We start from the raw sequence: 19,221 nt of genomic DNA on the forward strand, positions 1-19,221 counted from the left end.
GGGACGCCGCCTTCCGGTCTTGCAAGAAAGCAGGGCGCACGTACGCCCTCGGAGACTGCTGCGCGCTCGAATCGCGCGGCCCGTTTGGAGAGAGACATGCCCCAATCGCTTCCCGCCGAAGCGACGATCGCGCACGCGAGTGTCGCGGCGTCTGCTTCCGCCCATGCATCCACGCCGGCGTCGGACGCCGGCGACGCCGTGCTGTTCCGCAAGATTGCCTGGCGGATCGTGCCGTTTCTGTTCCTCTGCTACGTCGTGTCGTTTCTCGACCGCATCAACATCGGCTTCGCGCAGTTGCAGATGAAGCACGACCTCGGTTTCAGCGATGCGATGTACGGCCTCGGCGCCGCGGTGTTCTACGTGGGCTACGTATTCTGCGAGGTGCCGAGCAACATGCTGCTCGCGCGCTTCGGCGCGCGCCGCACGTTCACGCGGATCATGCTGCTGTGGGGCGTCGCGTCGACCGCGATGATGTTCGTGTCGCAGCCGTCGCATTTCTACGTGCTGCGCTTTCTGCTCGGCGTGTTCGAGGCCGGCTTCTTTCCCGGCATCGTGCTGTACCTGACCTACTGGTTCCCCGCGAACCGCCGCGCGGCGGCGATTTCGGTGTTCTTCGCGGGTGTCGCGGTGGCCGGCGTGCTCGGCGGGCTGATGTCGGGCTGGATCATGCGCGACATGAGCGGCGTGCTCGGGCTGCACGGCTGGCAATGGATGTTCGCGATCGAAGGCGCGCCGGCGATCGTGCTCGCGTGCTTCGCGTTCACGTATCTGGTAGACCGGCCGCACGACGCCACGTGGCTCACGTCCGACGAAAAGGCGCGCGTGGCCGCGCTGTGCGGCGACGGCCGTGCGCAGGGCGCCGCGCACGGCGCGCACGATACCCGCAGCCTCGCGGTCGCGCTCGCGAACCCGCGCGTCTACCTGTTCGCGTTCATCTACTTCTCGCTGACCTGCGCGTCGCTGACGCTCAATTTCTGGATGCCGCTGATGATCCGCGATTTCGGCGTGACCGACGTCGTGGCCGTGAGCCTCTACACGGTGGTGCCGAACGCGGTCGGCGCGCTCGGGCTGATCCTCATCGCGCGCCGCTCGGACCGCACCGGCGAGCGCCGCAGGCACTTCGCGTGCTGCACGATCGGCGGCGGCCTGGCGCTTGCGGCGCTGACGCTGCACCTGCACAGCTTCGCGGCGATGCTCGCGTGCCTGTCGATCGCGGCGACGCTGATCTTCGCCGCGCTGCCGATCTTCTGGGCCGTGCCGACCCGCTATCTGTCGGGCAACGCGGCCGCGGCCGGAATCGCGCTGATCAGCAGCATCGGGATCACGAGCGGCATTGTCAGCCCGTGGGTGATCGGGCTGATCCGCACGCGCACCGGCAGCATGGATCTTGCCGTCTACCTGCTGGCCGCGCTGCTGGCGTTGAGCGGCGCCGCGCTGATGCTCGGCGTGAAGGACGAGCCCGCTCGGCGGGCCTGAGCCCCGGCCGGTCGCCGCGCGCGGGCAGCGGCGACCGGCGTTGCGTGTCCTGGCGGCCCGTATTCGCCTCCATCGAGGAGACGATCGATGCCAGCCCGTCTTCAATCTGACGCCGCGCAGCCGGGCGCGTGTGCGTCGCGCTGATCAGCCGGCGATCCGGCGCGTCCAGTGCGATCCGCCGGCGCGCGGCCGATCCCGGATGTGCCGCCGGTCCGACGCCCGTCAGCGGGCGGCCGCGTAGCGCGGCGCGGGCGAATCCGTCGACAGGTGCGGCGCCATCGTGCGGCGCGCGGTGTCGTACGCTTCCCATTCTTCGGCTGCATGCAGCGACGGAATCGTCACGAGTTCGCCGCGATCGAAGCCGACCAGCGCCGCGTCGACCAGGTCGGTGGCCGACATCACGATCTCCTTCGGCAGGTGCTCGAGCGGCAGGCCGCCGGTCTGCCAGAAGTCGGTGGCCGTCGCGCCGGGCAGCACGGCCTGCACCTGCACGCCGTGCTCCGCGAGTTCGTGGTGCAGCGACTGGCTGAACGCGAGCACGAACGCCTTGCTGCCGCCATATACACCATTGAGCGTTTCCGGCGACAGCGCCACGATCGACGAAATGTTGATCACGGCGCCGCGCCCGCGCGCGACGAAGCCGGGCACGGCCGCATAGGTCAGGCGCGTGAGCGCGGTCACGTTCAGCTCGATCATCCGCGTCATCGCGTCGACGTCGCTGTCGAGCAGCGGCGCGTGCGTGCCGATGCCCGCGTTGTTGACGAGCAGCGTGATGCTGGCGTCCTGCTTCAGCTTCGCCTCGACGGCGGCGAGCGCCGCGCGGTCGTTGAGGTCCGCGCCGAGGATCTCGACGCTGCGCTGCGTGTCGTTCGTGATGCGTTCGGCGAGCGTGGCCAGCCGGTCGCGGTTGCGTGCGACGAGGATCAGGTCGTAGCCGCGGCGCGCGAGCCGGTCCGCATAGATCGCGCCGATGCCGGACGATGCGCCGGTGATGACGGCGGTACCGCGATGTGCTTCAGTCATGATGTCGCTCCAGTTCGAGGAAAAGGTGAGTGCGTGAAGCCATTCTGGCCGCGAATCGCCGCGACACAAATGACGTAGATGGGTATGATTTCGGACATCGGGCGGGTCGCGACGATCATGCCCCGGCACCGGAGATGCGCATGCACCGAATCGGCTTTCTGATCAGCGACGGCTTCCAGATCATGGCGCTGGCCGCGCAATCGGTGTTCGAGTACGCGAACATGGCGGCGGGCGAGCCGGTCTACGCGATGGACAACTACTCCGTCGACGGCGGCGATGTGCGCTCGTCGCTCGGGTTGCCGGTCGCGACGCGCGCGCTGCGTGGGCGGATCGACGTCGATACGTGGATCGTCGCGGGTGTCAACGATCCGCTCGCGTCGCCGGCGCCGGCCGGCGTCGTCGCGTTCCTCAGGCGCGTCAATGCGCGCGCGCGGCGGATCGCCGGCATCTGCACCGGCGCGTTCGTGCTCGCCGAGGCCGGCCTGCTCGCGCAGCGCCGCGCGACGACGCACTGGGCGTACGGCCGCGACATGCAGAAGCACTTTCCGGACATTCGTGTCGAGGACGACCGGATCTACATCGTCGATGGTCCGATCTGGACGTCCGCCGGGATGACGGCCGGCCTCGATCTCGCCCTTGCGATGGTGGAGAAGGATCTCGGCGCGGACATCGCGCGTTCGGTCGCGCACAAGCTCGTGATGCACCAGCGCCGCTCGGGCGGGCAGTCGCAGCATTCGGAAATGCTGGACCTCGCGCCGAAATCGGACCGGATTCAGAACGCGCTGAACTATGCGCGGCAAAATCTCTCCCGCGCGCTGACCGTCGAGGCGCTGGCCGAGGCCGTCCATCTGAGTCCGCGCCAGTTCAGCCGGGTGTTTACGCTCGAAACCGGGCAGTCGCCGGCGAAGGCGATCGAGCGGCTGCGGCTCGAGGCCGCGCGGCTGATGATCGAGCAGAGCCGGCATTCGCTCGACGTGATCGCGAGAGAGAACGGCTTTCGCGACCGGCGGCATCTGCGCGACGCGTTCGTGCGCGGCTTCGGCGTGCCGCCGCAGGCCGTGCGGCGCGACGCGCGGGCGGACGAGCGCGCGGACGAGCGCAAAACGGGCTGACGCTCGCGGCCGCGCGCCGCCAGCACGGGCGTGAAAAATCGCGCAGAATCTCCGGCATTCGTCGCGAGGAGACACCATGCACGCCGCCCCGTTCAACATTGCGATTCCCGATCATGCGCTGGACGACCTGCAGCGACGCCTGCGCGACACGCGCGAGCCGGCGCTGACGCCTGCCGCGCCGTGGCAGCAGGGCGTGGATGGCGCGTGGCTGCGCGAACTCGTTGCCTACTGGGCCGGGCGCTACGACTGGCGGGCGGCGGAGCGTGCGCTGAACCGGCAGCCGCAGTTCGTCGCGGACGCGGGCGGGCAACGCGTGCATTTCATCCATCGTCGCGGGGCTGGGCCGACGCCGTATCCGCTCGTCATCACGCACGGCTGGCCGGGGTCCGTATTCGAATTCAATGCGTTGATCGATCGCCTGTGCGATCCGGCGGCGTTCGGCGGCGATCCGCGCGACGCGTTCGACGTCGTCGCGCCGTCGCTGCCCGGCTTCGCGTTCTCGCCCGCGCCCGCGGCAGCCGGCATGTCGGCATTCCAGGTCGCCGACTGGGCGGCGTTGATGTCCGGCCTCGGATATCGCCGCGTCGGCGCGCAAGGTGGCGATCTCGGCGCAGGCGTGTCGATTGCGCTCGGCGCGCGGCACGCCGACGTGGTGGACGGCATCCATCTGAACTACCTGCCGGGCAACTACGAGCCGCCGACCGACACGGCTTCGCCGCTGACCGACGACGAACGGGCCTTCGCGACGCAGCGCGCGGAGTGGGTTGCGCTGGAGGGTGGATACGCGCATGTGCACATGACGAAGCCGCAGACGCTGGCCGTCGCGCTCAACGATTCGCCGGCCGGGCTGGCCGCGTGGATCGCCGAGAAGTTTCGCGCGTGGAGCGATTGCGATGGCGACGTCGCACGGCGGTTTTCGCACGACACGCTGCTGACGGGCATCTCGCTCTACTGGTTTACCGGCTGCATCGGTTCTTCAATGCAGATGTATTGGGAAAACCGGCTGCAGCCGATGCGCTTCGCGGCCGGGCAGCGCGTGGCGGTGCCGCTTGCGTTCGCGCGCTTTCCGAAGGAAATCAGCCGTCCGCCGCGCAGCTGGCTCGAACGGGTGTTCGACGTCGCGCAGTGGACCGACATGCCGAGCGGCGGCCATTTTGCCGCGATGGAAGAACCGGACCTGCTGGCCGACGATATTCGCCGGTTTTTCCGGCGTTTCCGGTGATGCACTTTGGGCGGCGTGGCGGGCGACGTGGGCGGGCCGACATGCGCGTGTTGGCGAGCGCCGGCGCCGTGCCGATCGCGACGCGACGAGCGCGCCTGTCTTGCCGCGCGATTACCGGGTGATCATCGGGTGACGAACGGCGCCGCATCGTGCGGCGCGGTGCGCGCGTGCTTGCGCTGACGCAGCAGCGCGACGCGGCAATTCTCGCGCGCGGTTTCGCGGCCATCGTCGTCGAGCAGCACCAGATCGCCGCGCATCACGTTGAGGGTGATCACGTCGTCGCCGGGCGCGCCGAGCGTTTCCGGCGTATGCACCGACCCGGCCGGTTCGAGCACCGTCGAGCCGGCCTGCGCAATCCACTCGTACTCGCGGTAGCGCCACGCACCCTGCAGCGTATGCACGAACACCTCGCCGTCGTGGCGATGGCGCGGCAGCGTGCCGCCGGCCGGCATCTTCAGCAGCGCGGTGAGTGTGTCCTCGGCCGCGTTGATGTGCAGATACTTGATCGCGAGCCCCGGCAGGTCCGCGCTCATCGGCAGCCACGGCAGCGCATCGCCGGGCAGGCACGAGATCGGCGGCAGGTCGGTGGGGAGCGGAGCGGACGGCTGCGTCATGGCGGGCGGGGAGCGGAAAACGGGAAGTGCGCATTATCGCAGAGCGCGCTCGCGCCGCAGCGCCGCGTCGGACGGCGGCGCGAGCGAAGCCCGGGCCCCGCTAAGCGTCGCTGCCATCTGCCTCATCTTCGCCTTCCCGCGCCACCGCATGCGCTGCCTCGAGGCACGACTGGAACAGCAGCGCCGCGCGCGTCGGCCGCGGCGAGCGCCGCAGCAGGCTCACGAACCGGCACCGGTAGTTGAAGCGATGCGGCGCGATCGGCTGCATCAGCGCCTTGTTTTCGAAGCTTTCCGCGTAATGGTCGGGCAGAAACCCGAGGTAGCGGCCCGACAGGATCAGCGTCGCGATCGATTCCTGGTCCGATGCCGTCGCGCTGCGCGTGAGCTTCGCGCGATGGCTCAATTCCATGTTCGGCGAGTGGAAGCCGAGCCCGGCGAACGCGTGGTCGCGAATCGTCGTCCATGTGAGCTTGCCGTGCGGCGCATCGAACAGCGGATGCTGGCGGCCGCAGTACAGCAGCATCCGCTCGTCGAACAGTTCCGAATACACGAGGCTGCCCGAGCTGCGGTGCGCCGGGATGATCCCGACCTGATAGCTGCCGTCGATGATCCCGCGCTCGACCTCGTTGATCGACGCGACATGCAGGTTCAGTGCGACGTCGGGCGCTTCGTCGGCGAACTGGCGGATCGCGTCGCCGAGCCGCGCGTTCGGATTGGTCGCCGTCTTGTCGAATACGGCGACATGCAGTTCTCCGCCCATCTTGTCGTGAATGCCGTCGATTCTGCTGCGAAACGCTTCCATCGATGCAAGCAGTCGCAGCGTCTCCTCGTACACCGTCTGCCCCTCGGCGGTCAGCGTGAAGCCGGCGCGGCCGCGCCGGCACAGCACGAGGCCCAGGCGCGTTTCCAGGTCCTTCACGTGCCGGCTGATCGTCGAGATGCCGATGTTCAGCTCGAGTTCGGCCGCCGCCATCCCGCCGCACTGCACGACGCCCTTGAAGACCCGCAGCAGCCGCAGATCCATGTCGCTGAGCTGCCCGAGCAGCGCGCGGCTCTTCGGTTTCTTTGCTTGCATAGTTGCGCAAGTGAACATTGATATTGCGATATTGAAGAGACTAATTGGCCTCCCGACAATGCGCAACATCATCACAAGAAGGAGGGGCGCGCCGCGCCGACCGACATGACCGACACGATCACCGCCAGCCAGCACGACGAAACCGGCACCCGCACCGACGCCGCGTGGCTCGACGCCCACTGGATGCCGTTTACGGCGAACCGTCAGTTCAAGTCCGATCCGCGCATGATCGTGTCGGCCAAGGACGCATATTTCACGGATGCCGAAGGCCGCAAGATCTTCGACGGCCTGTCGGGCCTGTGGTGCACGGGCCTCGGTCACGGCCGCGCGGAAATCACGGAAGCGGTGAGCCGCCAGGTCGCGCAGCTCGACTACGCGCCGGCGTTCCAGTTCGGCCATCCGAGGTCGTTCGAGCTGGCGAACAAGATCAAGGAGCTGACGCCGGCCGGCCTCGACTACGTATTCTTCACGGGCTCGGGTTCGGAAGCGGCCGACACGTCGCTGAAGATGGCCCGTGCTTACTGGCGCGCCAAGGGCAAGGGCACGAAGACGCGCCTGATCGGCCGCGAGAAGGGTTATCACGGCGTGAACTTCGGCGGCATCTCGGTCGGCGGGATCGGGCCGAACCGCAAGCTGTTCGGCCAGGGGATCGACGCCGACTTCCTGCCGCACACGCAACTCGCCGAAAACCGCTTCTCGCGCGGAATGCCGGAGCACGGCGCCGATCTGGCCGACCGCCTGCTCGACCTGATCGCGCTGCACGATGCATCGAACATCGCGGCCGTGATCGTCGAGCCGTTCTCCGGTTCGGCGGGCGTGGTCGTGCCGCCGAAGGGCTATCTGAAGCGCTTGCGCGACATCTGTACCGCGCACGACATCCTGCTGATCTTCGACGAAGTCATCACGGGCTTCGGCCGTGCCGGCGCGATGACGGGCGCCGACGCGTTCGGCGTGGTGCCGGACATCATGAACTTCGCGAAACAGGTGACGAACGGCGTGCAGCCGCTCGGCGGCGTGATCGCGACGAAGGAAATCTACGACACGTTCATGGCCGCGGGCGGCCCCGAGTACATGCTCGAGTTTCCGCACGGCTACACGTACTCGGCGCACCCGGTCGCGTGCGCGGCCGGCGTCGCGGCGCTCGACCTGCTGGTGAAGGAAGACGCGGTGGCGCGCGTGCGCGCACTCGCACCGCATTTCGAGGCGGCCGTGCACGGGCTGAAGGGGCAGCGCCATATCACCGACATCCGCAACTACGGGCTGGCCGCCGGCCTGACGATCGCGGCGCTGCCGGGCGAGCCGGCACGGCGGCCGTACGAGATCGCGATGCGCTGCTGGGCGAAGGGCTTTTACGTGCGCTACGGCGGCGACACGATCCAGCTCGCGCCGCCGTTCATTTCGGAAAAGCGCGAGATCGACAACCTCGTGAACGCGCTGTCCGACGCACTGAACGAAGTCGACTGAGCCGCGGCCCGTTGCCTGCGACAACCGAATTCACGACCGAGCCAGAATCATGAAACACGACAGCAATGTGACCTCCACCGTCGGCCACCTGATCGACGGCAAGCGCGTCGACGGCGGCAGCCGCGTGCAGCCGGTGTTCGACCCGGCCACCGGCGAATCGCGCAAGAGCGTCGCGCTCGCCGACAAGCTGACCGTCGAAGCCGCGATCGCGTCCGCGCAGGCCGCGTTCCCCGCGTGGCGCAATACGCCGCCGCTGAAGCGCGCGCGCGTGATGAGCCGCTTCAAGACGCTGCTCGAGGAGCATGCGGACGAGCTGTGCGCGCTGATCACCGCCGAACACGGCAAGGTGCTCGCCGACGCGATGGGCGAGCTGCAGCGCGGAATCGAGAACGTCGAATACGCGACCTACGTGCCCGAGCTGCTGAAGGGCGAGCACACCAAGAACGTCGGCCCCGCGATCGACTCGTGGAGCGAATTCCAGGCGCTCGGCGTCGCGGCCGGCATCACGCCGTTCAACTTCCCGGTGATGGTGCCGCTGTGGATGTGGCCGATGGCCGTCGCATGCGGCAACACGTTCGTGCTGAAGCCGTCCGAGCGCACGCCGTCGTCGACGCTGCGCATGGCGGAACTGGCGCTCGAGGCCGGCCTGCCGCCGGGCGTGCTGAACGTCGTGAACGGCGACAAGGAAGCGGTCGACACGCTGTTGACCGACCCGCGCGTGAAGGCGGTGAGCTTCGTCGGCTCGACGCCGATCGCCGAATACATCTATTCGACCGGCTGCGCGCACGGCAAGCGCGTGCAGGCGCTCGGCGGCGCGAAGAACTTCGCGGTCGTGATGCCCGACGCCGACATCGGCAACGCGGTGAACGCGCTGATGGGCGCCGCGTACGGCTCGTGCGGCGAGCGCTGCATGGCGATTCCGCTGGTTGTCGCGATCGGCGATGAAACGGGCGACAAGGTGGTCGAGGGCCTGAAGGCCGAGATCGCGAAGATGAAGGTCGGCCCGGGCAACGGCGCCGGCGTCGACATGGGCCCGCTCGTCACGAAGCAGCATTTCGAGAAGGTGACGGGCTTCGTCGACGCGGGCGTGGCAGCGGGCGCGACGCTCGTCGTCGACGGGCGCGGCGTGAAGGTCGACGGTCACGACGGCGGCTACTACCTCGGCCCGTGCCTGTTCGACAACGTGAAGCCCGGCATGCCGATCTATCAGCACGAGATCTTCGGGCCGGTGCTCGGCGTGATTCGCCTGAAGTCGCTCGACGAGGCGATGGCGCTGATCGACGCGCACGAATACGGCAACGGCACGTGCCTGTTCACGCGCGACGGCGAGGCGGCGCGCTACTTCAGCGACAACATCCAGATCGGCATGGTCGGCATCAACGTGCCGCTGCCGGTGCCCGTCGCGTATCACTCGTTCGGCGGCTGGAAGCGCTCGCTGTTCGGCGACCTGCACGCGTACGGCCCGGATGCGGTGCGCTTCTACACGAAGCGCAAGACGATCACGCAGCGCTGGCCATCGGCCGGCGTGCGCGAAGGCACGGTGTTCAGCTTCCCGTCGAACCGCTGACGCGCGATCCGGCCGTCACGCGACGCGCGCCCGTCGGCGGCGTGATGCGAGGCGGCGCGCGAAGGAAGGACGCAAGGACCCGCCCCGGTCGCCGACCGGGGCGGGTCTTTTCATCTGCGCGGCGGCCGTGCCGGCACGGAAGACCGGGACGGCACGCTTACGGCGCGACCACGTGCCACATGTTCTTGAAGTTGTCGCCGTTGCGGTCGCCCTGTTTCATGTCCTTCGCGAAGAAGTACAGCGGCTTGCCCTTGTAGGCCCATTGCGGGCTGCCGTCGTCGCGCTTGACGATCGTGTAGGGGCCGACCGGGACATCGGTCGCGCTGGCCTTGTACGGCGGCCAGATCGCTTCGCATTGGCCCGTGCATGCGCTGGTGCCTGCGTTGGGCTTGTCCTTGTCGAATGCGTAGACGGTCATGCCGTTCGCGGCGACGAGCGCGCCGTTTTCGACCTTGGTGATCGAGCCTTGAGCCGAGGCCGAGACGGACGCCATGGCGAGCACGGCGGAGCTGACGAGCAGCACGGCTTTCATGATTACCTCCTTGTAGTCCGGTGGGCGGCGCAGCCGCACGCATGGCCGGCGTGCGCGGGACTGCGGGGAATGGTGCCGGAACGCGGCGCCGTGGCCGCCGGTGCGAGCGACGTGTAGTCGAATGGCGGAGGCAACGGACCCGCTTCATTCACCATAGGCGCTTTTTGGCGGGGCTGCGAGAACAACCGGGGGCATATCGGCGATGCGTGCGTGCCGCGCAACGGGCGGGGCGGTTGCGCGCGTGCGGCGGGATTCGGTATCCGTCCCCGAAGCGTCGCGAGTCAGGCCGGCTCGTGCGGTTGTGCTTGCGCGACGGACGCGGGCACGGCGCGGTGCCGGGCCGTCAGCGAAATACCGGCGCCGACGCGAGCGCCGTCAGCACGGCCGGCATCGCGAGTGCGGCGGCGACTGTCTGGAACGCGGTGATCCCGGCCATCAGCGGTGCATCGCCGCCGAGCTGGCGCGCCATGATGTACGACGAGGACGAGGTCGGCAGCGCCTGGAACAGCAGCGCGATGGTCAGCGCGGCATCGCCGAGCCCGAACAGGCGGCCTGCCGCGAGCGTGGCGAGCGGCATCGCCATGAACTTGAACGCCGACGCGATGCACATCGGCTGCATCCATTGGCGCGCCGCGTCGAACTTCAGCGCCGCGCCCACGCACAGCAGGCCGAGCGGCATCGACGCGGCGCCGAGCGCACGGACGGCCGGCTCGACGGCAGCCGGAAACGCGACGCCCGCGGCCTGCATCGCGATCCCCAGCGCGCAGCCGACGACGAGCGGATTCGACAGGATCTGGCGCACGAGCGCCCACGCGCCGAACCGCGTGTTGCCGTAGCGCGCGAACACCAGCACGCACATCAGGTTCACCGTCGGCACGATCACCGCGACGCACACGGCCGCGAGCGCGATTCCGTGCGCGCCGAAGAGTCCGGCGGCGAGCGCGGTGCCGACATAGTTGTTGAAGCGCACCGCGCCCTGGAATACCGACGTGAATCCGGCGCCGTCCACCGAAACGAAACGGCGGACCAGCAGCAGAAGCGCCGCGACGAGCACGGTCGAACCGACCAGCGCCGCCGCCAGCGGCACGACGGGCAACGCCTGCAACCGCGCGTTCGCGAGGCCGTTCGCGAACAGCGCGGGCAGCAGCACGTAATAGCAGAGCCGCTCGGCATGCGGCCAGAACGCATCGGCGATGAAGCCCGTGCGGCGCAGGCCGTGGCCGAGCGCCACCAACAGCGCGACCGGCGCGAGCGCGAGCAGGATCGGGCCGATCATCGACGCGCCTTCGGGCGAGACGGCAGGCAGGCGCGGCAGCGGAACGAAGCGGGAATCCATCCGGCGGGCGACATGGCGGCACGCAATCGAAAGAGTGACGATGCCGCCAAGTTAACACGCGGATGCAGCAGGAATAATGGTTAATTATCGGGTATTCAATGAGAAATTCTCATCGATGACGCGGTGACTTCGGCGGCCAGCGCACGCGCGAAACGCTCCGCGGGCCGCGACTGGTGTTCAAGCAGCACGACCGCACGGCCCATTTGCGGCTCGCCGAACGGCAAGCGCGTGACGGGCGGCAGCCGCGCGAGCGTCGAGTCGGGGAGTGCGACGATCGCCGCGCCGAGCCCGCGCGCGACCATCCGCGCGATCGTCTCCGCGCTGTCGAGCACCATCTCTCGCGTACGCGCACGCCGATGCGGCGCAACTCGGCGGCGATCATCCGGCCGGCCCATGCCTGCGCGTCGAAGCGGATGAACGGCAACGCCTCGAGCAGCGTGCGCGCGTCGCGCTCCGCATACTGCGGCGGCGCGAGCAGCCAGAAGCGGTCTTCGTACAGCGTGGTCCACGTCAGTTGCGCCGGGTGCGGGCGCACCGTGCGCGTCGTGATCGCGGCATCGAGCTCGCCGGCGGCGACGCGGTTCGCCAGTTCGGCCGACATGCCCGCCGATACGTGCACGCGCAACGACGGATGCGCGGCACGCAGCGCGAGCAGCGCATCGGGCAGCGGGCCGGACAGCGCGGTCTGGATCGCGCCGATTCGCAGGCGGCCGACCAGCTTCTTCTCGTCGCTGAGCGCATCGGGAATCCGGTCGACCATCGCGAGCACCTGCTCGGCTTGCGCGACGAGGATGTTGCCGGCTTCGGTCAGTACCGGATGGCGGCGCGAACGGTCGAACAGCTGCACGTTGTATTCGCTTTCGAGCGTCTTGATCTGCAGGCTCACGGCCGATTGCGTGAGCCCGATCGCTTCGCCGGCGCGTGCGAAGGTCCGGTATCGGGCGATCGCGACCAGCGTTCTGAATGCGCGTAGTGACATGGAGTCGGTGAGGTAGGCGGCCGGTGCCGGCACGCGGATTGCTCGATGATGCCGGAGGCGGCGCATCGACGGCATGCCGATCGCAGCGCCGATGCTCGACCAAGCCGGCTGCGCGGCCGGCACGCTGGCGGACATCATGCCCGCGCGTGCGGAAACGGGCAACCGCGCCATCGGCGCGTGGCGGAAAACGCGGCGCGCCGTGTGCAGATGGTCGCAGCGATCGCCAGGTGCGGGTTTTCGTGAATGGCATCGAGGCGCGCATGCACGCATCGCTGCCCGCGGTGGGCGGTCGTCGCCGGTCTGGCTGCCCGCATGCATTCGATCGATGCGTCAGGGCGGCGCGCGCTGTCGCGCCGGCCCCGCCCTTCGTGGAGGAAACAACGATGACAGACGACCCCGGCGACGTTGCGCGCGCCAGCTATCGCGCGTACGTCGACAAGGACCGCGACGCGATCGAAGCACTGATCGCGCCGGACTTTCATTTCACGAGCCCGCTCGACAACCGGCTCGACCGCGACGCCTATCTGGCGCGCTGCTGGCCGAACAGCGCGTTGCTCGCCCGTTTCGCGTTCGTCGACGTCGCCGTGCACGGCGAATACGTGTTCGTCGTATACGAAGCCGACACGAGCGCCGGCAGGCGGTTTCGCAATGCAGAGCGGTTGCGCGTGCGCGATGGCCGGATCGTCGAGGCCGAAGTGTATTTCGGCTGGTATGTGCCGCATCAGGCGCCCGAGGGCGGGTTCATCGAATCGGCCCGCTGATGCGCGACGGCCAGCGGCTTGTCACACCCAGAGACGGTACATCCAGAACGATTCGTCCTCGGTGAAGCGCCGTACGAACTCGGTCGGCGAGAAGCCGGTGATGCGCCGCGTCGCGCGGCTCAGGTGTGCCTGGTCGGCGAATCCCTCGTCCAGCGCGAGCGCGGCCCAGTCGACCGGCTGCCCGGCCTCCTGCCGGTCGCGCGCGGCGAAGAACACGCCTTCGGTGCGCACCAGCGTTTGCCAGTCGCGCAACGAGTGGCCGCTGTACGACTTGATGCGCCGTTCGACCTGGCGCGGGCTGTGGGTGTACCGCCATTCGCGCGCTTTCGACGCGAGACGCCCGACCCAGCCGCGTCCGGCATCGCGCAGTGACGTCAGCGGCGACACGTTGCCGCGCAGCGCGTGCCAGCGCGGCGCGACGTAACGGTCGAGCGCGGCCAGTGCATCGTCGTCGTGTTCGGCATTAACGAGCGCATCGAGCAGCGGCTGCCAGCTGTCGTCGAGACATGCATGCGCGTCGACGAAGGTGTCGTGGATCGCCGGCAGCGCGACGCCGAACAGCGCGCGTGCGGCGTCGGCATGCAGGCACACGATGCCGCCTTGCCCGGTCGTCGGCGCCCAGCTCGCGACCGGCATCGACTGGCTGCCCGACAGCGTCGCGGATGCGCCGAACGGCCGCCATGCGGGCCCGTCGCCGGTGCGTTGCACGAGCCCGACGTCGAGGCCGCGATACCACGACAGGCAGACGATCGGCGATGCCGGGAAATGCGTGAGCCGCTGCGCGTCGCTCAACGCGAAGCCGCGCGTGTCGCGGGTGACGATCGCGACGACCGCGCCTTGCAGCGCGGCCGGCGGCGGATACAGCCGGGTGGGCGGCGAGCGGCCGTCGCACTGCACGCGCGGCGCACGCGCGAGCGGATCGGGACACGGCGGCAAAGCGGGAGACGGACCGAAGGGCATGACGCCGGAGTATAGGGACCTGCACCGCGCGTGTCGATGTCGTTTGCGTTCAAGACCGGCCGCGTGTCGATCCGGACAATCCGGTGCATGAACACACGATCCTCTTCCCGATGCCCGTTCCATGCGGACGCCGCCGGTGCGGCGCCCGCGCTTCACCCGCCCGGCGCATGGCCGCCGGGGCCGCGCGCCGGCCTGACGGGTTGGCGGCTGCTGCGCGCGATGTCGCGCGACCTGCTCGGCACGCTCGCGGGCTGGCAGCGCGCGCATGGCGACGTCGTGCACCTGCGCATGTGGCCCGAACACGCGGTGGTCGTGACCGACCCGGCGCTCGTGCGCGAGCTGCTGGTCGCGCAGCACGATGCGCTGGTGCGCTGGGAGCGCGGCATCCGCGTGTTTTCGCAGGTTCACGGGCATAGCGTGCTGATTGCCGAAGGTCACGCATGGCGCGACAAGCGCCATGCGATGCAGCCGAATTTCATGCCGAAACCGGTGCAGGCATTCGTGCCGTCGATCGCCGCGACGGCCGGCCACGCGCTTGCGCAGTGGCCCGCGCACGACGCGCACTGGCCGATCGAAAGCGCGCTGACGTCGCTCGCGATGGACGTGATCATGCGAACGATGTTCTCGGACGCGATCGGCGCGAATGCGCGCGTGGCCGAGGCGGCCGTGCGCACGATCAGCGCGGTGGCGAACGCCGAGTTCTACCAGCCCGCGAACGCGCCGGACTGGATGCCGTGGAAGCGCGGCAAGGCGAGGGCGCTGGCGGTGCTGAACGGATTGATCGACCGGCAACTGCATGCGCGTCTGGACGTGCCGGAGCACGGCTGGCCGGACGACCTGCTGTCGCGCCTGTTGCGGCTGCACCGCGCCGACCCGCGCACATGGCCGCTGCAGGCCGTGCACGACGAGTGCATGACGGCATTCCTGGCCGGTCACGAGACGGTCGCGGCCACGCTGACCTGGTGGGCGTGGAACATGGCAGCGCACCCGGCCGCGCAGGCCGCCGCGCGCGACGAAGTCGTGCGCGTGCTGGGCGGCCGTGCGCCGACTGCCGACACGCGCGCCGCTTTGCGCTATCTGACGCAGACACTCGAGGAAACGATGCGCATGTATCCGGCCGCGCCGATCCTGATCAGCCGTCGCGCATCGCGGCCGGTCGCGCTGGGCGCATGGCAATTTCCGGCGCGAACGTTGTTCATGCTGCCGATTCAGCTGATGCATCACGACGCGCGCTGGTTTCCGGAGCCGGCGGCCTTCCGGCCCCAGCGCTTCGGCGACGATGCGCCGGCGATTCCGCGCGGCGCTTACCTGCCGTTCGGCACGGGGCCGCGCGTGTGCCTCGGCCAGCATCTGGCGATGACGGAGATGACGGTGGCGGCGGCAATGATCCTGCAGCGCCATGCATTGTCGGTGCCGCCCGGCATGGCGCCGCCGCGCGCGACGCTGAACGTGACGCTGCGGCCCGAGCGTGCGCTGCACCTGGCGATCGCGCCGACGTCGCCGGCGGCGAACGCCGCAGCGTCATGACGCTGCGAAGCCGCGCTCAGCCTGCCGCATCCTCCCCCAACGCCTGAATGAACCGCGAGAACAGCTCCGGCTGCGACGAGATCCCGAGCTTCGCGTAAAGATGCCGCCGATGCACCTTCACCGTCTCCGGTGAAATCGCCAGCCGTTCCGCGATCGCCTTCGACGAATTGCCGCGCAGCACCATTCTTGCGATCGACATCTCGCGATCGGTCAGCACGCCCGCGCCGAAGCGCGCGAGCGCCTGCTCGACGCGCGCGCCGAGATCGTCGTCCGGCGTTGCGCGCGCGGCATCGCCCACCAGCCGCCAGTGCTGCCGGATCGTCGCGAGCACCCACGGCATCGCGGCCGTCAGCTTGCCGAGCGGTTCGACCTCGAAGCGCGCGGACGCGCCGAGCGACAACGACAGCAGCAGGTCGGGGTTCGGGCGCAGCAGGATCTGGATTTCATCGTCGCCGACCGCGTCGCGGAAGTAGCTCAGGAAATACTCGCTCTGCCGGAACAGGTCGGGCGCGACTTCCTCGAGCCGGTAGCAGCCGTCGGCGAGCCCGTCGTGCGCGGCCTGCAGGAACGGGTCGAGCAGATATAACCCATTGAGGTAAAGCGGCACCGGCGACGCGCTGTCGGAGCCGCCCGTGTCGTATTCGTCGAGCACGAGCGGCACGCCGTCGGAGCCGATCGCGGTCGCGAGCGCGTTGTCGAACGGCACCATTTCGTTGAGCAGCAGCACCAGGAAGCGCCAGAAGCGCGGCTGGCCCAGATGATCGATCGCGCGGCCGAGCGCCTGGTGCATCGCGATTTCGGAGAAGAGTCGATCCATACCACCACCGAAGGGTGTAACACGAAGGGGGAATAGCGGTCCTGAATTTGGCTTCCTAGACTGCCACGCAATCAATCGGGCCCGAGTATGGGTGTTCAAAAAAGAGCAGGGTAGGAGCAACAGGAGAACGAAATGGCGATGATGTCGGAATCGACGGGCACGCTGCAAGCGACGCCCGACACGGAAGACGCGCCGCGCGCGCTGTCGCAGACGCTCAGCGTGCGCGACGCGGTGATGATCACCGTGTCGGGCGTGACGCCCGCAAGTTCGATCTTCGTGATCGCGCCCTTCGCGATCCAGCAGGCAGGCAGCGGCGCGGTGCTGTCGTTCGTGCTCGGCGGCGTGCTCGCACTCGCGTTCGCGCTTTGCTACGCGGAGCTCAGTGCCGCGCATCGCAGCGCGGGCGGCGAATACGTGATGGCCAAGCGCGTGTTCGGCACGCTGCCCGGCTACCTGACGTTCATCACGGTGCTGTCCGTCAGCGTGTTCATCCCGGCTGTGCTCGCGAGCGGCGCCGCGCCGTATCTGAACAACGCGCTCGGCACGCACTTCGGCAACCAGTCGGTCGCGCTCACGATCGTGCTGCTCAGCTATCTGCTCGGGATGCTGAACATCAAGACCAACGCGTGGATCACGGGCGCGTTTCTCGTCGTCGAGATCGGCGTGCTGATGCTGATCGCGGGGCTCGGCTTCGGCTCGCCGCATCGCGGCGCCGATGCGCTGGTCGCACCGGTCGTCGCGAGCGGCAATGCGCTGGTGCCGGCCACGCTCGCGGCGATCGTGCCCGCGATCGGCACGGCGATCTTCTGCTACAACGGCTTCGGCTCCGCAGCCTATCTCGCGGAAGACCTGCGCGGCGGCAACCGCAACGTCGCGAAGGCGGTGATCTGTTCGCTGCTGGTGATTCTCGTCGTCGAACTGATTCCGCTCACCGCGATCGTGCTCGGCGCGCCGTCGCTGACGGAGCTGACGAAGAGCGCGGACCCGATCGGCTATGTCGTGCGTTCGCTGAGCAACCCGACGGTGTCGCGCGTGGTCAGCGGCGGGATCTTCCTGTCGGTGTTCAACGCGATCATCGCGATCGTGATCACGATGGGACGCCTGCTGTACAGCAGCGGCCGGCATGCGCTGTGGTCGCGCGGCTGCAACCGCGCGTTCTCCACGATCCATCCGCGCTTGCAGTCGCCGTGGCTCGCGACGCTCGCGCTCGCGCTGCCGTCGTCGGGGCTCGTGTTCGTGTCGAGCCTCGACGAGCTGACCGCGTTCACGGTCGACCTGCTGCTGCTGATCTACCTCGTCGTCGGGCTGGCCGCGCTGGCGAGCCGCCTCGTGCGTCGCGACGTCGAGCATCATTACCGGATGCCCCTGTGGCCCGTGACGCCGCTCGTCGCGGTCGCGGGCGCCACTTACACGCTTTACACGACACTCGCGACCGCGACCAAGCCGACCGACCTGATCATCATCGGCGGGCTGCTGGTGGCCGCGCTCGCGATGTATGCGGTCTGGGCGCGCCACAGCGAGGCGTTCCGCTCGCTTTGATCCATCGACACACCGAACCACTGAAAGACGGGAGGAATTGCATCATGCGCACGAGGGATCTCGGCATCCGCATCGGACTCGGCACGCCGGGCCGCTTCAACGCGATCACGGACGTGCCGGGCGTGCGGGTCGGACATTGCACGCTGAACGTGGAGAACGGCGACGCGTCGATCCGCACCGGCGTCACCGTCATCGAGCCGCGCGCGGGCGCCGCGCACGATTCGCCGTGCTTTGCGGGCGTTCACGTACTGAACGGCAACGGCGACGCGACCGGGCTCGAATGGATCCGCGAAGCCGGCCTGTTGACGACGCCCGTCGCCTACACGAACACGCACAGTGTCGGCGCGGTGCGCGACGCGCTGGTCGCGAACGAACGCGAAGCGGCGGCCGGCCGCGTGTACTGGTGCATGCCCGTCGTGATGGAAACCTACGACGGCCTGCTCAACGACATCTGGGGGCAGCACGTAAGCGCCGGCCACGTGCTGCGCGCGCTGGCCGCCGCGCAGTCGGGGCCCGTCGCCGAGGGCGGCGTGGGCGGCGGCACCGGAATGATCTGCCACGAGTTCAAGGGCGGCATCGGCACCGCGTCGCGCGTGGTCGCGGCCGACGCGGGCGGCTGGACCGTCGGCGCGCTCGTGCAGGCGAACTACGGCGTGCGCGAGATGCTGCGCGTGGCCGGCTATCCGGTCGGCGAGGTGCTGCGGCACGTGCATTCGCCGTTTCGCGCACCCGGTGCACAGGGCGAGGCCGGGATGGGTTCGATCGTCGTCACGATCGCGACCGACGCGCCGCTGCTGCCGCATCAGTGCACGCGCCTGGCGCAGCGGGCGAGCGTCGGGCTGGCTCGCGTCGGCGGCGGGACCGAGGATTCGAGCGGCGACATCTTCCTCGCGTTCGCGACGGGCAACGACGGGCTGCTGGCCGCGAACTACGGCAGCAAGGGCGCGCCGACGACGGCCGTGAAGATGGTGAACAACGACCACATCTCCGCGCTGTTCGTCGCGGCGGCGGAGGCGGTGGAGGAGGCGATCGTGAATGCGCTGGTCGCGGGGAGCGACGTCGAATCGCGCGGCGCGCGGGTCGAAGGGCTGGGGCACGCGCGTTTGCTGGATGCATTGCGCGAAGTGGGCTGGCGGCCGGGGCGCGGCGCCTGACACCGCATGCGCCGCTTCAGTCGACGCGGCGTGGCGGACAGTGCCGGTGCGGCGATCGGCCGG

At 69.0% G+C, this 19,221-nt stretch carries 16 protein-coding genes and 1 pseudogene; 9 read left to right on the forward strand and 8 right to left on the reverse strand.

The features are described from left to right. Window positions 1–96 precede the first annotated feature (96 nt). A complete protein-coding gene (locus tag WS51_RS04850; protein WP_069228688.1) occupies window positions 97–1,476 on the forward strand; it encodes an MFS transporter in 1,380 nt (459 codons plus the stop codon). Between the two features lie 222 nt (window positions 1,477–1,698). Here the strand turns inward: WS51_RS04850 and WS51_RS04855 are convergent, their stop codons facing one another. Continuing rightward, entirely contained in the window at window positions 1,699–2,499 is an 801-nt protein-coding gene (locus tag WS51_RS04855; protein ID WP_059450231.1) for an SDR family NAD(P)-dependent oxidoreductase, read from the reverse strand. Window positions 2,500–2,639: 140 nt separating this feature from the next. Here WS51_RS04855 and WS51_RS04860 point away from each other — a divergent pair, with 140 nt between their 5' ends. Together WS51_RS04860 and WS51_RS04865 are read left to right on the forward strand one after the other, a co-directional pair. Beyond that, complete coding sequence (locus tag WS51_RS04860) at window positions 2,640–3,611, forward strand: GlxA family transcriptional regulator (protein WP_069229126.1); 972 nt, start codon at window positions 2,640–2,642, stop codon at window positions 3,609–3,611. A 76-nt stretch (window positions 3,612–3,687) separates the two neighbouring features. Further along, window positions 3,688–4,833: an epoxide hydrolase family protein gene (locus WS51_RS04865; RefSeq protein ID WP_069228689.1), complete on the forward strand. Its 1,146-nt coding sequence runs from the start codon at window positions 3,688–3,690 to the stop codon at window positions 4,831–4,833. 122 nt (window positions 4,834–4,955) lie between these two features. Here the strand turns inward: WS51_RS04865 and WS51_RS04870 are convergent, their stop codons facing one another. Then, entirely contained in the window at window positions 4,956–5,447 is a 492-nt protein-coding gene (locus WS51_RS04870; protein WP_059450233.1) for a 2,4'-dihydroxyacetophenone dioxygenase family protein, read from the reverse strand. Between the two features lie 100 nt (window positions 5,448–5,547). Beyond that, window positions 5,548–6,522 (reverse strand): LysR family transcriptional regulator, encoded by a 975-nt coding sequence (locus WS51_RS04875; protein ID WP_060272197.1) that lies wholly within the window; start codon window positions 6,520–6,522, stop codon window positions 5,548–5,550. A 105-nt stretch (window positions 6,523–6,627) separates the two neighbouring features. Here WS51_RS04875 and aptA point away from each other — a divergent pair, with 105 nt between their 5' ends. Then, window positions 6,628–7,986, forward strand: a complete 1,359-nt coding sequence (aptA, locus tag WS51_RS04880) for an omega-aminotransferase AptA (RefSeq protein WP_059507368.1) — start codon at window positions 6,628–6,630, stop codon at window positions 7,984–7,986. A 49-nt stretch (window positions 7,987–8,035) separates the two neighbouring features. Continuing rightward, entirely contained in the window at window positions 8,036–9,553 is a 1,518-nt protein-coding gene (locus tag WS51_RS04885; RefSeq protein ID WP_059507369.1) for a CoA-acylating methylmalonate-semialdehyde dehydrogenase, read from the forward strand. A 157-nt stretch (window positions 9,554–9,710) separates the two neighbouring features. Here WS51_RS04885 and WS51_RS04890 read toward each other — a convergent pair whose 3' ends face one another. The 3 genes and pseudogenes from WS51_RS04890 to WS51_RS04900 form a co-directional block, all read right to left on the reverse strand. Beyond that, window positions 9,711–10,085, reverse strand: a complete 375-nt coding sequence (locus tag WS51_RS04890) for a COG4315 family predicted lipoprotein (protein ID WP_059450237.1) — start codon at window positions 10,083–10,085, stop codon at window positions 9,711–9,713. A 343-nt stretch (window positions 10,086–10,428) separates the two neighbouring features. Further along, a complete protein-coding gene (locus WS51_RS04895) occupies window positions 10,429–11,361 on the reverse strand; it encodes an AEC family transporter (RefSeq protein ID WP_069229127.1) in 933 nt (310 codons plus the stop codon). Between the two features lie 155 nt (window positions 11,362–11,516). Further along, window positions 11,517–12,400: pseudogene (locus WS51_RS04900) on the reverse strand (LysR family transcriptional regulator). Between the two features lie 383 nt (window positions 12,401–12,783). Here WS51_RS04900 and WS51_RS04905 point away from each other — a divergent pair. Further along, window positions 12,784–13,161 carry a nuclear transport factor 2 family protein gene (locus WS51_RS04905; protein WP_059793901.1) on the forward strand — a complete coding sequence of 126 codons (378 nt, stop codon included), beginning with the start codon at window positions 12,784–12,786 and terminating at the stop codon, window positions 13,159–13,161. Between the two features lie 21 nt (window positions 13,162–13,182). On the opposite strand, the gene WS51_RS04910 is transcribed toward WS51_RS04905, so the two are convergent. Then, window positions 13,183–14,121 (reverse strand): helix-turn-helix domain-containing protein, encoded by a 939-nt coding sequence (locus tag WS51_RS04910; RefSeq protein ID WP_069228690.1) that lies wholly within the window; start codon window positions 14,119–14,121, stop codon window positions 13,183–13,185. An 87-nt stretch (window positions 14,122–14,208) separates the two neighbouring features. Between WS51_RS04910 and WS51_RS04915 the strand changes: the two genes are divergently transcribed. Beyond that, window positions 14,209–15,648 (forward strand): cytochrome P450, encoded by a 1,440-nt coding sequence (locus WS51_RS04915; protein WP_069229128.1) that lies wholly within the window; start codon window positions 14,209–14,211, stop codon window positions 15,646–15,648. A 16-nt stretch (window positions 15,649–15,664) separates the two neighbouring features. On the opposite strand, the gene WS51_RS04920 is transcribed toward WS51_RS04915, so the two are convergent. Continuing rightward, window positions 15,665–16,465, reverse strand: coding sequence for a helix-turn-helix transcriptional regulator (locus WS51_RS04920; protein WP_059450239.1), 801 nt, complete (start codon window positions 16,463–16,465; stop codon window positions 15,665–15,667). A 132-nt stretch (window positions 16,466–16,597) separates the two neighbouring features. On the opposite strand from WS51_RS04920, the gene WS51_RS04925 reads away from it, so the two are divergent. Together WS51_RS04925 and WS51_RS04930 are read left to right on the forward strand one after the other, a co-directional pair. Beyond that, window positions 16,598–18,004 carry an APC family permease gene (locus tag WS51_RS04925; protein ID WP_069228691.1) on the forward strand — a complete coding sequence of 469 codons (1,407 nt, stop codon included), beginning with the start codon at window positions 16,598–16,600 and terminating at the stop codon, window positions 18,002–18,004. A 44-nt stretch (window positions 18,005–18,048) separates the two neighbouring features. Next, window positions 18,049–19,158: a DmpA family aminopeptidase gene (locus WS51_RS04930; RefSeq protein ID WP_069228692.1), complete on the forward strand. Its 1,110-nt coding sequence runs from the start codon at window positions 18,049–18,051 to the stop codon at window positions 19,156–19,158. Window positions 19,159–19,221: the final 63 nt, after the last annotated feature.

The organism is Burkholderia territorii, from assembly GCF_001718335.1.
Lineage (GTDB): Bacteria > Pseudomonadota > Gammaproteobacteria > Burkholderiales > Burkholderiaceae > Burkholderia > Burkholderia territorii.

Excerpts from the sequence above, each read along its gene's own strand:
- WS51_RS04850 (WP_069228688.1), top strand. The coding sequence starts at position 97 with ATGCCCCAATCGCTTCCCGCCGAAGCGACGATCGCGCACGCGAGTGTC.
- WS51_RS04855 (WP_059450231.1), bottom strand. The coding sequence starts at position 2,499 with ATGACTGAAGCACATCGCGGTACCGCCGTCATCACCGGCGCATCGTCC.
- WS51_RS04860 (WP_069229126.1), top strand. The coding sequence starts at position 2,640 with ATGCACCGAATCGGCTTTCTGATCAGCGACGGCTTCCAGATCATGGCG.
- WS51_RS04865 (WP_069228689.1), top strand. The coding sequence starts at position 3,688 with ATGCACGCCGCCCCGTTCAACATTGCGATTCCCGATCATGCGCTGGAC.
- WS51_RS04870 (WP_059450233.1), bottom strand. The coding sequence starts at position 5,447 with ATGACGCAGCCGTCCGCTCCGCTCCCCACCGACCTGCCGCCGATCTCG.
- WS51_RS04875 (WP_060272197.1), bottom strand. The coding sequence starts at position 6,522 with ATGCAAGCAAAGAAACCGAAGAGCCGCGCGCTGCTCGGGCAGCTCAGC.
- aptA (WP_059507368.1), top strand. The coding sequence starts at position 6,628 with ATGACCGACACGATCACCGCCAGCCAGCACGACGAAACCGGCACCCGC.
- WS51_RS04885 (WP_059507369.1), top strand. The coding sequence starts at position 8,036 with ATGAAACACGACAGCAATGTGACCTCCACCGTCGGCCACCTGATCGAC.
- WS51_RS04890 (WP_059450237.1), bottom strand. The coding sequence starts at position 10,085 with ATGAAAGCCGTGCTGCTCGTCAGCTCCGCCGTGCTCGCCATGGCGTCC.
- WS51_RS04895 (WP_069229127.1), bottom strand. The coding sequence starts at position 11,361 with ATGATCGGCCCGATCCTGCTCGCGCTCGCGCCGGTCGCGCTGTTGGTG.
- WS51_RS04905 (WP_059793901.1), top strand. The coding sequence starts at position 12,784 with ATGACAGACGACCCCGGCGACGTTGCGCGCGCCAGCTATCGCGCGTAC.
- WS51_RS04910 (WP_069228690.1), bottom strand. The coding sequence starts at position 14,121 with ATGCCCTTCGGTCCGTCTCCCGCTTTGCCGCCGTGTCCCGATCCGCTC.
- WS51_RS04915 (WP_069229128.1), top strand. The coding sequence starts at position 14,209 with ATGAACACACGATCCTCTTCCCGATGCCCGTTCCATGCGGACGCCGCC.
- WS51_RS04920 (WP_059450239.1), bottom strand. The coding sequence starts at position 16,465 with ATGGATCGACTCTTCTCCGAAATCGCGATGCACCAGGCGCTCGGCCGC.
- WS51_RS04925 (WP_069228691.1), top strand. The coding sequence starts at position 16,598 with ATGGCGATGATGTCGGAATCGACGGGCACGCTGCAAGCGACGCCCGAC.
- WS51_RS04930 (WP_069228692.1), top strand. The coding sequence starts at position 18,049 with ATGCGCACGAGGGATCTCGGCATCCGCATCGGACTCGGCACGCCGGGC.